Source organism: Bowmanella dokdonensis (assembly GCF_017254865.1).
Classification (GTDB): domain Bacteria; phylum Pseudomonadota; class Gammaproteobacteria; order Enterobacterales; family Alteromonadaceae; genus Bowmanella; species Bowmanella dokdonensis.
In genome coordinates, this window is the sequence record NZ_JAFKCV010000003.1 from 259,244 (window position 1) to 273,271 (window position 14,028).

The window sequence follows — 14,028 nt, forward strand, 5'->3', positions numbered from 1 at the left end:
TTTTCGGGGGCTCTAAGATGTCGGATGAACTGTTGTTTCTGGATGAGTCGGAAGAGGATGTAGTAACAGGACGCAGTACCTGGAAGGTTTTGATTGTTGATGATGAGCCCGAAGTCCATGCCGTGACCAAACTGGCTCTGAGTGACTTTGTCTTCCAGGAAAAGGGCATAGAGTTTATCAGCGCCTACACGGGCGCCGAAGCAAAAGATATCTTCCTTGAACATCCGGACATTGCCATTGTGCTGCTGGATGTGGTGATGGAAACCGACGACGCCGGTCTGCAGGTCGCCGACTTTATCCGCAACGACGCCAATAACCACTTTACACGCATTATTCTGCGCACCGGCCAGCCGGGACAGGCGCCGGAAAAAGATGTCATTATCAATTACGATATCAATGACTACAAATCCAAGACCGAGCTGACCGCTCAGAAGCTGTTTACCGTGGTTATCTCTACATTGCGGTCCTACCGGGACATCATGGTCATAGAGGAAAATCGCCAGGGCTTGGAGAAAATTATCGAGGCCTCGGCAGACCTGTTCAGTATCCACTCATTGGAAAGCTTTATTGACGGCATTATTCAGCAGCTTTCGTCGCTTCTGGGTGGCACTCAGGATGCCGCCTATATCACCTCTGCCGTAGCCGGGCCCCGGCCTATAGATAACCAGTCGTCTTCCGATTTCTATGTGTTTACCGGCAAAGGGGATTTTGCCGATGACGAAGGGCGTCCCCTGGAAAGCGTTTTGCGAGGCGATCAACTGGAGTCCTGTCGCAGGGCGCTGCGGGAGCGGGAAATCGTCTACGAAGATGAGTATCTGGTGGCCTACTGCAACAGCAAGACCATGCGGGGTTCGTTGCTGTACTTGTCGGGGTTGCCGAGAAAACTGACCAAGACCGACAAACACTTGCTGGAGATCTTCTCGCAAAACGTTCAGATAGCCTTCGACAATGTATTACTGACCAAGGATATTGAAGACACGCAAAGGGAGATCGTCGAACGCCTGGGGCAGGCCCTGGAAAAGCAGATGGGAGGTGGCAAGCATATCCAGCGGATGGCACTGATTTGTGAGTTACTCGGTCGGGAATACGGGCTGGAGAAAGAAGAGCTGGATATCCTCAAGCTGGCAGTGCCCCTGCACGATGTGGGCAAACTCAGGATACCCGAATCCATCCTGCTCAAACCCGGTAAACTGAACGAGGAAGAGCAGGCTATAGTGCGTAATCACGCGGAGTTTGGTTACGAGTTGCTTAAAGACTCCCGGCGGCCCATCATCAAGACAGCCGCCTTGCTGGCCCGCGATCACCATGAATACTGGGATGGCAACGGTTACCCGAGGGGACTCAAAGGAGAGGAAATCCACCTGTACTGCCGGATTACTTCCCTGGCCGATGTATTCGATGCGCTGCATGCCAGGCGCTGCTATAAGGACGCCTGGTCCCTGGACAAGGTCCTGGATACCATCAGGCAGCAGCGCGGCAGGCAGTTCGACCCCAGGCTGGTGGATATTCTGCTGGCCAACCGGGACAAGCTCGAAGCCATTGCCTTTGCCTACCCGGATGACTTACCCCAAGAAGAGGACGTTTGAGGTTAAATCCGTCGCACCTTCATGCCGTTAGTCTTAACCTTGAGTTAAAGACTCGATTTTCACACGCTCAGGCAGTAAAGTTGGGGCCTTTACTGTGCCTTGGCGTAGTAACCGGCCCATAAAAAGATAACAATAAGGTGTTGCCATGTACCTGCTTCTCAAACATCTGCATTTGACCACCATTGCGCTGAGCCTGTCCCTGTTTATTCTGCGTTTTTATTGGGTGCTCAAAGGCTCTGCCATGATGCAGAAAAAATGGGTCAAAGTGGTACCCCATATCGTTGACACCGTACTGCTGGCCAGCGCCATCGGCCTGACCATTGTGATTGCCCAGTATCCTTTCGTACACGCCTGGCTGACCGAAAAAGTCATGGCCGTCCTGCTGTATATCCTGATGGGTATGGTGGCGTTGAAACTGGGACGCACCCTCTTTATCCGCTGGATTGGGTTTATCGGCGCACTTTGCTGGTTGGCCTTTGCCGCCAAGGTCGCCCTGTTCAAGCAGCCGCTGTTATTCTCCTGACAAGCCTCGTTCCAGGCGATGTCGCAGTCTTTAGCCTTTGAGGTGCCAGTGTCGCTCCTGCATTTTGAATTTGATCAGCCTCCGACTTTAGCTTCAGCCTTACGACTGGCCGGATTGTTCGACCCGGGAATTGATCCCGATTACTGCTCCGGTCAGGTCGCTGAATGGACGGACTACTGTCAACGGCATATCGATCCCTGTCTGTCGTTGCAGGCCAGGCTCAACGCCCTGAGGCAAGTGTTTTACCGGCACCTTGGCGTGACGGGCCAGGGCAGCCATCTGATGTCCTCCAAAGCTGCAATGATGCACCAGGTCATTGCCTATCGCACTGGTGGTGCTGTATGTCTGGGCCTGTTGTTTTGCCACCTGGGACGGGGACTGGGACTGGACTTGTCCGGCGTGATATTTCCCGGTCACTATCTGATTCGTCATCGCATCAGTCCGAGCCGCAGCGATTTCATCGATCCCCTGACCGGCGAACAACTGAGCTGGACCATGCTGGCGAACCTCTATGAGAGTCTTACCGGTGAATCGCAGGACAGCCTCGGCGAAGTCATGTTGCAACCTGCAGATACCCGCCAGACACTGATCAGGTTGTTGCAGAATATCAAGGCCGCCTGTATGGCCGAGCAGCAACCGGAGCAGGCATTGACAGCCTGTGATCTGCTGGTTCAGCTCTGTCCGGAGGATCCTTATGAGCGGCGTGACCGGGGCTTTGTTTATCAGCAGCTTGATTGTTACAGGGGAGCGCTGGCAGACTACCGCTACTATATCCGGCAATGTCCTCAGGATCCCGCTGCCCACTTGTTGAAAATGCGCCTCAGGCATGTCAGTCCACAAGAGGATGTCCTGCATTGATAAGCGGACCCGATGCCCTTTGCAATCCCATAATAATGAAAAGGAGTCTGCATGACCCAAACCCCTATGATTACCAATGACGCAGTGGTCATTGGATTGCTGGCCGCCATACTGGGCCTGGTGTTCTATACCTCACACAGCCGCCATCCGTTTTTCCAGAAATTCTACACCTACGTACCGGCGCTGTTGCTCTGTTACTTCTTTCCCTCATTGCTGAACACCTTTGGCATTGTCGATGGGGGAACGTCGGATGCCTACTACATGGCTTCCCGTTACCTGCTACCGGCCTGTTTGGTGCTGCTGACCCTGAGTATGGATATCAAGTCCATTATCAACCTCGGCCCCAAGGCACTGATTCTGTTTTTTACCGGAACAGTGGGAATTGTTATCGGCGGCCCCATCGCGCTGCTGATTATGTCTTCGGTGGCGCCTGAGGCTATGGGTGGCCAGGGCCCCGAAGAGGTCTGGCGTGGACTGACCACCATTGCCGGCAGTTGGATCGGGGGAGGCGCCAATCAGGCGGCCATGAAGGAGATATTTGAAGTGGGGGGTGGGATTTTCTCCACCATGGTGACGGTGGATATCATCATTGCCAATTTGTGGATGGCGGTTCTGCTGGTCATGGCGGCCAATGCCAAGAAGCTGGATGCCAAAAGCGGCGCCGACACGAGCGCCATTCAGGACATTATCCACCGGGTGGAAAAATACCAGGCAGAAAAAATGCGCATTCCTCACCTCAACGATCTGGTGATGATTTTTGCGCTGGGGTTTGGTGCCTGTGGTCTGGCGCACTTCCTGGCCGATCTGATTCAGCCATGGATGGTGGAACATGCCCCTTGGGGGCGGGAGTACAGCCTGCATAGTCAGTTTTTCTGGCTGGTGGTACTGGCCACCAGTTTTGGCATTATGCTGTCGTTCAGCCCTGCACGCCATCTTGAGCAGGCTGGGGCGTCAAAGGTGGGCAGTCTGTTTGTCTATATCCTGGTGACCACCATCGGTCTGCATATGGATGTAACTGCCATCACCGAGACACCCGTATTTTTTGCGTTGGGACTGCTCTGGATGGCCATCCACGCCGGTCTGATGCTTGGCGTGGCCAAGCTGATCAGGGCCCCCATCTTCTATATGGCGGTGGGCAGTCAGGCTAATGTGGGCGGTGCGGCTTCTGCTCCCATCGTTGCTGCGGCCTTCCATCCCTCGCTGGCACCGGTTGGTGTGTTGCTGGCCGTAATGGGCTATGGTCTTGGCACCTATATGGCGTATTTGTGCGGCATTATCATGAAGGGGATTGCTGGATGAGGAACCTGCAGACAGTCAGCGTTTGTGGCCTGGATGTGGCCAACGACAAACCTTTTGTCCTGTTCGGCGGTATGAATGTGCTGGAGTCACGGGATCTGGCTTTGCGCATTGCCGAGCATTATAAGGAGGTCACTGCGAGGCTTGGGATCCCTTATATTTTCAAGGCATCTTTCGATAAGGCCAACCGCTCCTCGGTGCATTCCTACCGCGGCCCGGGTCTTGAAGAGGGCCTGAAGATATTCGAGGAAATCAAAAATACCTTCGATGTGCCGCTGATTACCGATGTCCATGAGCCGCACCAGGCGGCGCCAGTGGCCGAGGTGGTGGATGTCATTCAGTTGCCGGCCTTTCTGGCCAGGCAGACTGATCTGGTGGTCGCCATGGCCAGGACCGGTGCGGTGATCAACGTCAAAAAACCTCAGTTTCTTGCCCCCCATGAGATGCGCCACATCATTCAGAAATTCCTCGAAGCGGGCAACGATAAGATCATTTTGTGTGAGCGGGGCAGCAGCTTCGGGTACAACAACCTGGTGGTGGACATGCTGGGCATGGATGAGATGAAAGCTTTTGCTCCGGTAATCTTCGATGCCACTCATGCGTTGCAGAAACCTGGCGGCCGCACCGATTCGGCCGATGGACGCCGTGCCCAGGCCGCGCAACTGGCCCGCTCAGGCATGGCTTTGGGTCTGGCAGGGCTGTTTATTGAAGCCCATCCGGATCCCAACCAGGCCAAGTGTGACGGTCCCTGCGCGCTGCCCTTGGATAAACTGGAGCCTTATCTGGTGCAGATGAAAGCCATGGACGACCTGATAAAAGGCTTTGCCCCCCTGGATACCAGCGCCAGCTGATGGACGCGCTGCTGATCACCGATATTTTCGGTGCCGGTGATCACAACCAGTCTGTCTTGCAGACGCTGGGCTCTGTCGCCGGACATTTGTCCATTGTATCACCCTATGGGCAGGCAGTGACTTTTGCCAGCGAAGGGGAGGCGTACGAGGCATTTATACGGCTATCGGGTCATGAAGATTACGCCAGCCGGGTGGGCAGGGCAGTACAGGCGCTGACTCGGCCCACGCTGGTTATCGGCTTCAGCGCCGGTGGCAGCGCTGCGTGGCGGGCATTGGCCGGATATAGTGGCGGGATGGTTAAAGCCCTGCTGGCCTTTTATCCTGGTCAAATACGGCATCATCTGCAGCTTGAGATTACCGTACCCAGCTACCTGTTATTTGCCGATGAGGCACATTTTTCAGTGCAACAGATCATGAAGCAATTACAGGGGCGGGTGAGTCAACTGAAGCTGCCCTGTCAGCACGGTTTTATGAATCCCCGGTCTGGCGGGTATGACGCTGCATGGCAGAATAAAATACTGGAGGGCCTGGAGGAAGTGGTCCGCGGCAGGCAAAACATGGAACAATGGTTTACGGGGTTGAGTAAGATCTGTGGTGGTCAGGGGGTGCCATGAACGGGCGGGACAAGGCCCGCCGTCCTGCGTAATTAGCGAAATCTGTCAGGGGCTGGCACTGGTGGCTGCCGCTGACTGCCGATCCCTCAGCAATGGATGTTTGCAGATGCCGGTCAATTATTCTGAAGTCTGACGATTCTCCAGGCTCTGGCTGGTGGTCTGGTAAAGGGCCAGCATTTCTTCCTTATTCACCTTGGCGCTTTGCGCTATCCATTGCGGGGAAGATTCAACACGGGGCAATTCCAATGTGGACAAGGCGCCTTGAATATAATCACTGGTCTGGTTTTCGAGCCAGTTCTGATCGAGGATCTCACTGGCCTGGGCCAATTGACCGGTGAACAATATTAGGCTGGTGACCAAAGTTCTGGTAAAGTTTTTCATCTGCAAAACCTCAAGTAAAAATAATGTTAAAATTACGCTTCTGTGAGAACTGTGTTACAATTTTGTTTCCGTTAACTTCTTTTTCATAAAGAAGTTTTTTATCTCACGGTTAAAATATAGCCTAAACTTGCTTGGTATTAAATTGACATTAATTCGGGCAAGTAGATTAAAAAAACTAATGGAAGAGTCATTCTGATGTCACGACGTTTGCCACCGCTGAACTCCCTCAAGGCCTTCGAAGCTGCGGCCCGGCATCTGAGTTTTACCCGGGCAGCCGATGAGCTGTTTGTGACACAGGCAGCGGTGAGTCACCAGATCAAGGCCCTGGAGGAGTTCCTCGGCATCAAGCTGTTCCTGCGCAAGAACCGCTCATTGCTTCTGACTGAAGAAGGGCAGGGCTATTATCTTGATATCAAAGACATTTTCGCTTCACTGCAGGATGCCACCCAGCGCCTGTTGGCGCGAGGCGCCAAGGGTGCCATCACCGTAGCCCTGCCGCCCAGCTTTGCTATTCAATGGCTGGTGCCCAGGATCCACAAGTTCAGTGTGGAGCATCCGGATATTGATGTCAGGATCAAGGCAGTGGATTTCGATGAAGGGCACCTGACCGACGATGTGGATGTGGCCATTTACTATGGACGCGGAAAGTGGCCTGGCCTGCATGCGGACAAACTGCACACCGAATACCTGACCCCTATCTGTTCTCCCCTGTTGTTCCAGTCAGACAAGCCCCTGGATACCCTGGATGACCTGCGCTTCCATACTTTGTTGCATGATTCGTCCCGGGAGCCCTGGAAACATTGGATCCGGGAGTTCAACGTGCTGGGCGTGAACGTCAATCAGGGGCCTATCTTCAGTCACTCCATGCTGGTTCTTCAGGCTGCCGCGCTTGGCCAGGGCATTGCGTTGGGTCATTCGGTACTGGCCCGGGCTGAAATTCAAAGCGGAAGGCTCATCTGTCCCTTCGAGGAGCGACTGATCACCCGTAATGCCTATTATCTGGTGTGCCATGAATCCCAGGCTGAGTTGGGTAAGATAGCCACATTCCGTGACTGGGTGCTGACCCAGGTAAGAGAAGAGCAAGGGGAAGATGATTTTGCCTGAAAAGGGCGGTCCGCCAAAAGTCACACTGATCCTGGCCCATGGAGCCGGGGCCGGTATGCACAGCGAGTTTATGCTGCAGATGGACAGGTTGCTGGCTGTATCCGGTATCAAGGTTTTACGCTTCAATTTTGACTATATGCAAAAAGCCGAACAGGAAAACAAGCGGCGTCCACCCGACAGCATGGACAAGCTGCAGCAATGTTTTCTGCGCTGCGTAGAAAAGGCGGATAACGAGCTGCCGCTTTTTATCGGGGGTAAGTCCATGGGGGGCAGGGTCGCCAGCATGGTCCTCAATGAGACCCGGGCCCTTGGCGGGATCTGCCTGGGGTATCCGTTCCATCCGCCGGGCAAGCCTGACAAGTTGCGTGTCGGCCATCTTCAGGAGACAGGTAAGCCGCTGCTTGTCTTGCAGGGGCAGCGCGATCCCTTCGGTAACGAGCTGGAGATGAGCGGTTATGGGTTGCACAGTCGGATCCGGGTCCATGTGCTGCCGGATGGGGATCACAGCTTCACACCACGTAAATCATCCGGCGTAACAGCGCAGCAGAATCTGCAGCAGGCGGCCCGGGTTATTGATGACTTCATCGGAGAACAATTATGCAGGTGATCCTGAACATTGCCGCATTCCTCGGCCTCACCGGGGTGATGTTGGGAGCTTTTGCGGCTCACGGCCTCAAACACAAATTGGATGAATCCCTGCTGGCGGCATTTCAGACCGGTGTACAGTACCAGCTCTGGCACAGCCTGGCGGTGATCTTGCTGGTAGTCCTGTATCGTCAGCAGCCGCAGCCCATGCTCTACTGGTCTGCTGTTGCCATGCTCGCCGGGGTAGGGCTGTTCAGCGGCAGTTTGTATCTTCTGGCGCTGACCGGCATTAAATGGTTTGGGCCCGTTACCCCCCTCGGCGGACTGGCCATGATTCTGGGGTGGCTGCTGTTGCTTGTGGCCAGTATCAAGGGAGTCAGGACCTGATGGCTGGGTTAATGGCCTATTGCCGTGCCGGATTTGAGAGCGATTTGGCCCTGGAGCTGCAGGACAAGGCCGCTTCCAGACAGATTTATGGATTTGCGCGGACACAGGGCGGCAGCGGCCATGTGCTGTTTGAGTGTTATCAGGAACACGATGCCACCAGGTTGTCCTCACTTTTACCCTTGTCGGATCTGGTGTTTGCCCGCCAGCAGTTTGCCTGCCTGGCAAAACTGGATCATCTGGAGGGCCAGGATCGCATCAGCCCGATTGTTGAGGCTTGTGAGGCCTTTCCCCTGTGCGGCGAGCTGAGAGTGGAGTATCCCGACACCACTGAAGGGCGGGAACTGTCCAGGTTTTGCCGTAAATTCTCGGTACCGCTTCGTCAGGCCCTGCGCAAACAGGGGTTGCTCACCGCAAAGGAGCAGGCTAACCGGCCGGTGCTCTTCGCGTTTTTCACTGACAGCCGCAACGTCTGCCTGGGCGTGGCGGACCCCCAGAACGTCTCCCCGCACCCGCTGGGGATCATGCGACTCAGAACACCCGCCGATGCCCCTAGCCGCTCAAGCCTTAAGCTGGACGAGGCCATTCAGACCTTTCTGAGCCCCACAGAGCAGGAAAAACGACTGCAATCCGGCATGCAGGCGGTGGATCTGGGAGCCTGTCCCGGTGGCTGGACCTATCAGTTAGTCCGCCGTGGCTTGTTTGTGCAGGCGGTGGATAACGGGGCAATGGCCGAGAGCCTGATGGAAACAGGACAGGTCAGGCATTTTGCCGAGGATGGCTTTAAATTCAGGCCGAAGAAAAAACATGTCCACTGGCTGGTGTGTGACATGGTGGAACAACCGGCCAAGGTGGCGCGCCTGATGGCGGACTGGCTCAGGGAGGGCTGGTGCCAGGAGGCCATCTTCAATCTCAAACTGCCCATGAAGAAGCGCTACGAATGTCTTCAGCAGGCTTTGCAGGTTATCGAGGAACATATGGCCGGCCGGCCCTATCAGTTACAGGCTCGGCATCTGTACCACGACAGGGAAGAAATCACCCTCCACCTTCGCTAAGTGCTTGTTTTAACTGGGGAACAAGGCGTCTGAGCTGACTCAGCGAGGCTTTTTGTTCCTGCTCACTCATTGGACGGTAGTTCATTCGCATATAATGGTAAGTAAGCTGGCCGAAACAACGGGCAGCCTTACCCGGAAACCTTTGTGCAACTTCCTGATTAAAGTCCTGCGGCCCCTGCCAGGAAGGCCTCTGCAGGCCCTGTTTGGCGAGCAGTTTCAGGGCTTTTTTATAGTACCAGGCAGACGGGTTGCTGCGATCCGGCAACCAATGCTTTAGCTGGTAGAGTCCCAGTAGCAGGGCGATAGCCAGTACCAGGGCCAGACCGAATAACGCCAGCCGGGTAGGGGTCAGCTTTCCCAGCAGGGATTTGAGCATGTCCTGCTGGTTTTCGCGGCTGAACCCTAGCACCCAACGGCTCCACAGGTAATCCATATCTGCCAGCATCAGGCGGAATTCGTTCAGCCAGGCAATATTGCGAAAGCCTGCCAATGGCGTATCAAGCAGAAAGCTCTCTTCATAAGCTACTGCCCGCTCCAGGCCGTAGTCCAACCGAAGCGGTGATACCAGCACTGTAGGGTCAAAACGTTGCCAGCCTTGGTCCGACAGCCATTCCACCCACGCATGGGCATCATACTGATAGACGCTCATATACCGGTCACCCCGCATTTCCCCTCCCAGATAGCCGGTCACCATCCTGGCTGGAATACCGCCCAGTCGCAGCATGTAGGCCGCTGCGCTGGCATAGTGAGCACAAAACCCGGCTTTGTCCTCAAACAGGAACTGGTCAACGGGATCGACCGGCATGGGGTTGGGGCGCAGGGTGTAGCGAAAGCCGCCTGCGGTAAATACCTCCTTGACGGCTTGCAGGTAGGCTTTGTCACCGACATGCTCGGCTCTCAGTTGCAGGGCCAGCTCACGCGTTCTGGGATTGCCTTCTGCCGGCACCTGCAAGTTGAGGCGGTTGTCCAGCTCCGGAATGCCTTCCTGCAGGGGGGCCATAAAGTAGGACTTGACTTTGTAGGCGAGGCTGGATTGCAGATTAATGCGGCTGACTAATTGGTAGTCATGGCTCAGCCAAACCTGCGGGTCGCTGCTGATGGCGATGTCCAGCCCAAACAGCCAGCGCTGCTGGGTGGGCTCGGCAATGACCTGGTAGTCGAAGCTGGGTCCCTCAATGGCTGGTCTAAAAGCCAGTCCGGCGCTGCGGTAACGCTCTCGCAGTTTCTGGCGGTAGGGATGCACCTGCCAGCTTTTACCATCGAAATCCTCCAGAGTCAGTGCCCGCCAGTAGCGCTGGCTGGTATTGGGAACAATGGAGTCGAAGGTGGCCCGAAAGGCCAGATCTGCCGAGCGGGCCAACTGGGCCACATCGCCCGGGGTCACTCTTTCGCTAAGACCCGTCTCCGTGCCCTTGGCGGTTGGCATCTGCCACATTGGGCCCAGTTTCGGCATGACCAGAAACAGCAGCAGGGCTATGGGCAGCGCTTGCAGGCACAACATGCCGACCCGGTGACTTTGCTGTAACCAGGCGCTGGAGGGACTGATATGAAAGGCCAGGCTCAACAGCAGCAACAGGGTCAGCAGGCCGTACAACATACTGAAGGCAATGCTCTGATTGAACACCAGGCCGGTGCCGATAAGAAAAAACTGTACGCTGATCAGTTGGAAATAGTCCCGTCGCGAGGCCAGGAGCATCAGTTTAAGGCTCGATGCCATCACCAGCAGATTTAACATACCCAGCAGCAATCCCAACTGCCAGCCGAAATAAGCCAGGACAATGGCGCTCAGCACGGCCAGCAGGTTCAGCGTGCGCACCGATAACTGATGCTTCTGCCAGTTGAGAAACAAGCTGAGCCGGATAATGACGGCGCACAGCACCAGCAGAAGGATCCAGAGTTGCAGGGGCTCAAACAAGCTGGCTGCATTGACCAGGAGCACCAGACTCAGCAACAGATGGGCATGATTATGGGCGGAGGGGTTCAACCTGGGCATTCAGGAGCCCATCCTGTAAAGGGCCAACGCCGTCAGGCAGCGGTGCAGATGCTCATTGCCCTTGTCAGGCTGGTGTCGCATCCCCCCCAATTCCAGACCATAGGTCATCCCGGCGCTGTCCAATTCCAGAATCATGAAACAAAGCTCTGACAACTGATGCTCCAGCCGGTCCGATCCTTGCGGCAGCAGTTTCAGCCAGGCGCTTTGCCTGGCCTGACTGGAAAATTTCTTACTGATCATTCCCTGGCCTTTGGCGACCTGTTTCCAGGCTACGTGATAGAGGGGCTGGCCGGGACGGTACTCGGTCAGGCTGTCGAAATTGTCGTGGCCGTCCTCCACCGACAGTGGGCCCTCGGTTTCGCCTTTTGCCGTTTCGCTGATCAGGGGCAGATTGCAGGGCAGCGGTGCAGGGTAGACGATGACTTCACAGTCAAACGACAGATGGGTCCAGCAACGAAACAGGCCCAGGGGATAATAGCTGCATAGGGTGACTCGGGGGGGGCGCAATATTCCCCGTTCCGGACTGTCAAGTTCCAATCCCACGGGGTTGGTCATGTTACTCAATTCAACCGATTGCCGGACCTGTTGTCCATACCAGGAAAAGTGCAGCCGACCAAACCTGTTACGGTCATTATCCGGCCCCAGTATCCAGATCGGCAGATTAGCCACATCGCCAGCAAAGCTGTGGCTAACTTTGCCCAGTTGCAGCCGTATACCGGCAAAATTCAGATAGCTGGCCAACAGGCTGACCAGAAACAGAGAGAGCAGGAAATAACCCAGGATCAGGATCAGGTTGTTCTGATAATTAGTGCCGAGAATAAAAAGTGCCAGACAAAGGATGAGATACAGCAGGCCAAACCTTGAAGGAAAAATAAAAATATTGTTGCGGTTAAGAGTGAATTCCCGGCTGCCGGGGATTCTTCGCTCCAGCCAGGCATGCATTTTACGCTGCAACAGGTTTGCCTTAGCCATGCCTCAGGCTGCCAGTGGATCAACGTGCTCCAGCAACTGTCGGCTCAGGCTGGACTTACTCTGGTGCTCCGCCAATGCGGCTCTGAGGCGGTGTTCCGCCACTGCCGGCAGCACGGCCTGTATGTCTTCCGGGATCAGATAGTCACGCTCGTGCAGCAAAGCCCAGCTGCGGGCGGCCTGCAAAATGGCTTTGCTTGCTCTGGGAGAGAGAGCATTGGCAAAGAGATCGGATTCACGACTGAAGGTTACCAGTCGCAATATGTAGTCCAGAATTCCCTCCGAGGCGTGAATCTTGCCCAGATGTTGTTGCAACCTCAGCAACTGCTGGATGTCAATAACCTGTTTCAGTCTGACAGAGCGGTCGGCCTGGGGCTGCTGGAGCATTTTCTTCTCTGCCTGCCAGTTGGGGTAGCCCAGTTGAACCCGCATCAGAAACCTGTCCAGTTGCGATTCCGGCAGCGGGTAGGTGCCGGCCTGATGAACCGGATTTTGCGTGCCGATGACAAAAAAAGGTTCAGGCAAATGGTGTGTCTTGCCGTCAAGACTCACCTGATGTTCTTCCATTGCTTCAAGCAGCGCGCTTTGGGTCTTGGGACTTGCCCGGTTGATCTCATCTGCCAGCACGACCTGACTGAATATCGGGCCGGGATGAAAGCGAAAGCTCTGTTGTTGGTTGTCGAATATATTGACCCCCAGCATGTCGGCCGGCAATAAATCCGAAGTAAACTGGATGCGGGAGAAATTCAGTCCGAAAACCTGTGCCAACGCATGGGAGAGGGTGGTTTTTCCCATGCCGGGCAAATCTTCAATCAGCAAGTGCCCTCCCGCAAGCAGGCAGGTCAAAGCCAGGCGAACTTCCTGCTGTTTTCCCAGAATCAGAGTGCTGATTTGCTCAACGGCTTGCTGGATCTGTGTCTGCATCTTAATACCTTGTAGTGGATTCGCTGCCTGCGTATACAGCTAAATGACGGTCATTTACCGATGGCCTCTGTATAACCATAGCTGTCCTGACTGGAGATTAACAAAAGCCGGCTTTACGTCGTTTGTCATACCATTACCGACTGGTCGCAATAAGAAGGAACCTAATCGCCAGGACTCAGATGGGCCTCAACCTGATGGTATTCTGGAATCTCCGTTGTGACTTTTTACTACCAGTTTGGCAAGCATGCCATAGTGGTTGCCTTGAAGATTATAGGCTTTGATAACCTGGTATAAACAAAAAAGGCCGGCAGAGCCGGCCTGAGAAGAAAAGGTAAGAGTTAAACTGCGAAACTATCCAGTTTTCCCTGCTCCTTTAATTTAGCAAAGACTTTTGGTGTACGGCCAATACCTGTCCAGGTATGTTCTGTACCCGTTTCATCCGTATAACGATATTTGATGGGGCGCTTCTGTCCGGTTTTTTTGCCGCCTGCGGGTTTATCTGCGCCTGCCAGGTCATCGATATCCAGCCCCGCTTCCTGCATCTGTCTGAGGATAGCGTCTTTGAGGGCTTGTTTCTTTTCCAGTTCACGGATCTTTTCAGCTTCCTGCTCGCGTTTGTTTTCAATAACAGCATCTAGCTTCTCGGCAACTTGTTCCAATTCTGCTACTGACAGATCCTTGACGGCAGCCTGCAAGCGTCGTGCGTGGGTTAAAATGCTGATAAATTCACTCATTCGGTCACCTTATTTCTGAGTTGATATTTTTGATGGGGTATGTATAAAAATACGGTGTGTATAATATTTTTGCAATAGATAACTGGCGTAAATCATCATGAAAAGGCTGAAATACCGAACAAAGAATTAAATTCAACCAATGGTAAAGGACTATTACTTATTTCCAGTGAC

The 14,028-nt window shown here is 54.4% G+C and carries 15 protein-coding genes; 10 read left to right on the plus strand and 5 right to left on the minus strand.

Features of this window, described 5'->3' with window-relative positions; translation table 11 throughout:
• Nucleotides 1–17: 17 nt before the first annotated feature.
• From J0A66_RS07135 to J0A66_RS07160, 6 genes are all read left to right on the plus strand, one after another.
• A complete protein-coding gene (locus J0A66_RS07135; protein ID WP_206573100.1) occupies nucleotides 18–1,586 on the plus strand; it encodes a DUF3369 domain-containing protein in 1,569 nt (522 codons plus the stop codon).
• A 145-nt stretch (nucleotides 1,587–1,731) separates the two neighbouring features.
• Nucleotides 1,732–2,109 (plus strand): SirB2 family protein, encoded by a 378-nt coding sequence (locus J0A66_RS07140; RefSeq protein WP_206573101.1) that lies wholly within the window; start codon nucleotides 1,732–1,734, stop codon nucleotides 2,107–2,109.
• A gap of 48 nt (nucleotides 2,110–2,157) precedes the next feature.
• Nucleotides 2,158–2,967 (plus strand): transglutaminase family protein, encoded by an 810-nt coding sequence (locus J0A66_RS07145; protein WP_206573102.1) that lies wholly within the window; start codon nucleotides 2,158–2,160, stop codon nucleotides 2,965–2,967.
• Nucleotides 2,968–3,018: 51 nt separating this feature from the next.
• Entirely contained in the window at nucleotides 3,019–4,266 is a 1,248-nt protein-coding gene (locus tag J0A66_RS07150; RefSeq protein ID WP_206573103.1) for a DUF819 family protein, read from the plus strand.
• The gene (kdsA, locus tag J0A66_RS07155; protein ID WP_206573104.1) at nucleotides 4,263–5,114 is read left to right on the plus strand and encodes a 3-deoxy-8-phosphooctulonate synthase; all 852 of its coding nucleotides are present in this window, start codon (nucleotides 4,263–4,265) and stop codon (nucleotides 5,112–5,114) included. The genes J0A66_RS07150 and kdsA overlap by 4 nt, the downstream gene beginning before the upstream one ends.
• Nucleotides 5,114–5,728: a dienelactone hydrolase family protein gene (locus J0A66_RS07160; protein ID WP_206573105.1), complete on the plus strand. Its 615-nt coding sequence runs from the start codon at nucleotides 5,114–5,116 to the stop codon at nucleotides 5,726–5,728. Before kdsA ends, J0A66_RS07160 begins: the two co-directional genes overlap by 1 nt.
• A 117-nt stretch (nucleotides 5,729–5,845) precedes the next feature.
• Here the strand turns inward: J0A66_RS07160 and J0A66_RS07165 are convergent, their stop codons facing one another.
• Nucleotides 5,846–6,109 carry a hypothetical protein gene (locus J0A66_RS07165; RefSeq protein ID WP_206573106.1) on the minus strand — a complete coding sequence of 88 codons (264 nt, stop codon included), beginning with the start codon at nucleotides 6,107–6,109 and terminating at the stop codon, nucleotides 5,846–5,848.
• 195 nt (nucleotides 6,110–6,304) lie between these two features.
• Here J0A66_RS07165 and J0A66_RS07170 point away from each other — a divergent pair, with 195 nt between their 5' ends.
• From J0A66_RS07170 to rlmM, 4 genes are read left to right on the plus strand one after another with little or no spacing between them, the layout of a single operon-like run.
• Nucleotides 6,305–7,213 carry a transcriptional regulator GcvA gene (locus J0A66_RS07170; protein ID WP_206573107.1) on the plus strand — a complete coding sequence of 303 codons (909 nt, stop codon included), beginning with the start codon at nucleotides 6,305–6,307 and terminating at the stop codon, nucleotides 7,211–7,213.
• The gene (locus J0A66_RS07175; protein ID WP_206573108.1) at nucleotides 7,200–7,820 is read left to right on the plus strand and encodes an alpha/beta family hydrolase; all 621 of its coding nucleotides are present in this window, start codon (nucleotides 7,200–7,202) and stop codon (nucleotides 7,818–7,820) included. Before J0A66_RS07170 ends, J0A66_RS07175 begins: the two co-directional genes overlap by 14 nt.
• On the plus strand, nucleotides 7,811–8,185 hold the full coding sequence (locus tag J0A66_RS07180; RefSeq protein WP_206573109.1) for a DUF423 domain-containing protein: 375 nt from the start codon (nucleotides 7,811–7,813) through the stop codon (nucleotides 8,183–8,185). Before J0A66_RS07175 ends, J0A66_RS07180 begins: the two co-directional genes overlap by 10 nt.
• On the plus strand, nucleotides 8,185–9,237 hold the full coding sequence (gene rlmM / locus J0A66_RS07185; RefSeq protein WP_206573110.1) for a 23S rRNA (cytidine(2498)-2'-O)-methyltransferase RlmM: 1,053 nt from the start codon (nucleotides 8,185–8,187) through the stop codon (nucleotides 9,235–9,237). Before J0A66_RS07180 ends, rlmM begins: the two co-directional genes overlap by 1 nt.
• Here the strand turns inward: rlmM and J0A66_RS07190 are convergent.
• The 4 genes from J0A66_RS07190 to J0A66_RS07205 form a co-directional block, all read right to left on the minus strand.
• On the minus strand, nucleotides 9,218–11,230 hold the full coding sequence (locus J0A66_RS07190; RefSeq protein ID WP_206573111.1) for a transglutaminase TgpA family protein: 2,013 nt from the start codon (nucleotides 11,228–11,230) through the stop codon (nucleotides 9,218–9,220). The two genes, rlmM and J0A66_RS07190, sit on opposite strands and share 20 nt — an antisense overlap.
• A complete protein-coding gene (locus J0A66_RS07195; protein WP_206573112.1) occupies nucleotides 11,231–12,202 on the minus strand; it encodes a DUF58 domain-containing protein in 972 nt (323 codons plus the stop codon).
• 3 nt (nucleotides 12,203–12,205) lie between these two features.
• Nucleotides 12,206–13,123, minus strand: a complete 918-nt coding sequence (locus tag J0A66_RS07200; protein ID WP_206573113.1) for an AAA family ATPase — start codon at nucleotides 13,121–13,123, stop codon at nucleotides 12,206–12,208.
• A 338-nt stretch (nucleotides 13,124–13,461) separates the two neighbouring features.
• Nucleotides 13,462–13,857: an H-NS family histone-like protein gene (locus J0A66_RS07205; protein ID WP_206573114.1), complete on the minus strand. Its 396-nt coding sequence runs from the start codon at nucleotides 13,855–13,857 to the stop codon at nucleotides 13,462–13,464.
• Nucleotides 13,858–14,028: the final 171 nt, after the last annotated feature.

Coding starts and splice junctions, on each gene's coding strand:
- J0A66_RS07165 (WP_206573106.1), bottom strand. CDS start 6,109: ATGAAAAACTTTACCAGAACTTTGGTCACCAGCCTAATATTGTTCACC.
- J0A66_RS07170 (WP_206573107.1), top strand. CDS start 6,305: ATGTCACGACGTTTGCCACCGCTGAACTCCCTCAAGGCCTTCGAAGCT.
- J0A66_RS07175 (WP_206573108.1), top strand. CDS start 7,200: ATGATTTTGCCTGAAAAGGGCGGTCCGCCAAAAGTCACACTGATCCTG.
- rlmM (WP_206573110.1), top strand. CDS start 8,185: ATGGCTGGGTTAATGGCCTATTGCCGTGCCGGATTTGAGAGCGATTTG.
- J0A66_RS07135 (WP_206573100.1), top strand. CDS start 18: ATGTCGGATGAACTGTTGTTTCTGGATGAGTCGGAAGAGGATGTAGTA.
- J0A66_RS07195 (WP_206573112.1), bottom strand. CDS start 12,202: ATGGCTAAGGCAAACCTGTTGCAGCGTAAAATGCATGCCTGGCTGGAG.
- J0A66_RS07140 (WP_206573101.1), top strand. CDS start 1,732: ATGTACCTGCTTCTCAAACATCTGCATTTGACCACCATTGCGCTGAGC.
- kdsA (WP_206573104.1), top strand. CDS start 4,263: ATGAGGAACCTGCAGACAGTCAGCGTTTGTGGCCTGGATGTGGCCAAC.
- J0A66_RS07150 (WP_206573103.1), top strand. CDS start 3,019: ATGACCCAAACCCCTATGATTACCAATGACGCAGTGGTCATTGGATTG.
- J0A66_RS07205 (WP_206573114.1), bottom strand. CDS start 13,857: ATGAGTGAATTTATCAGCATTTTAACCCACGCACGACGCTTGCAGGCT.
- J0A66_RS07160 (WP_206573105.1), top strand. CDS start 5,114: ATGGACGCGCTGCTGATCACCGATATTTTCGGTGCCGGTGATCACAAC.
- J0A66_RS07190 (WP_206573111.1), bottom strand. CDS start 11,230: ATGCCCAGGTTGAACCCCTCCGCCCATAATCATGCCCATCTGTTGCTG.
- J0A66_RS07180 (WP_206573109.1), top strand. CDS start 7,811: ATGCAGGTGATCCTGAACATTGCCGCATTCCTCGGCCTCACCGGGGTG.
- J0A66_RS07200 (WP_206573113.1), bottom strand. CDS start 13,123: ATGCAGACACAGATCCAGCAAGCCGTTGAGCAAATCAGCACTCTGATT.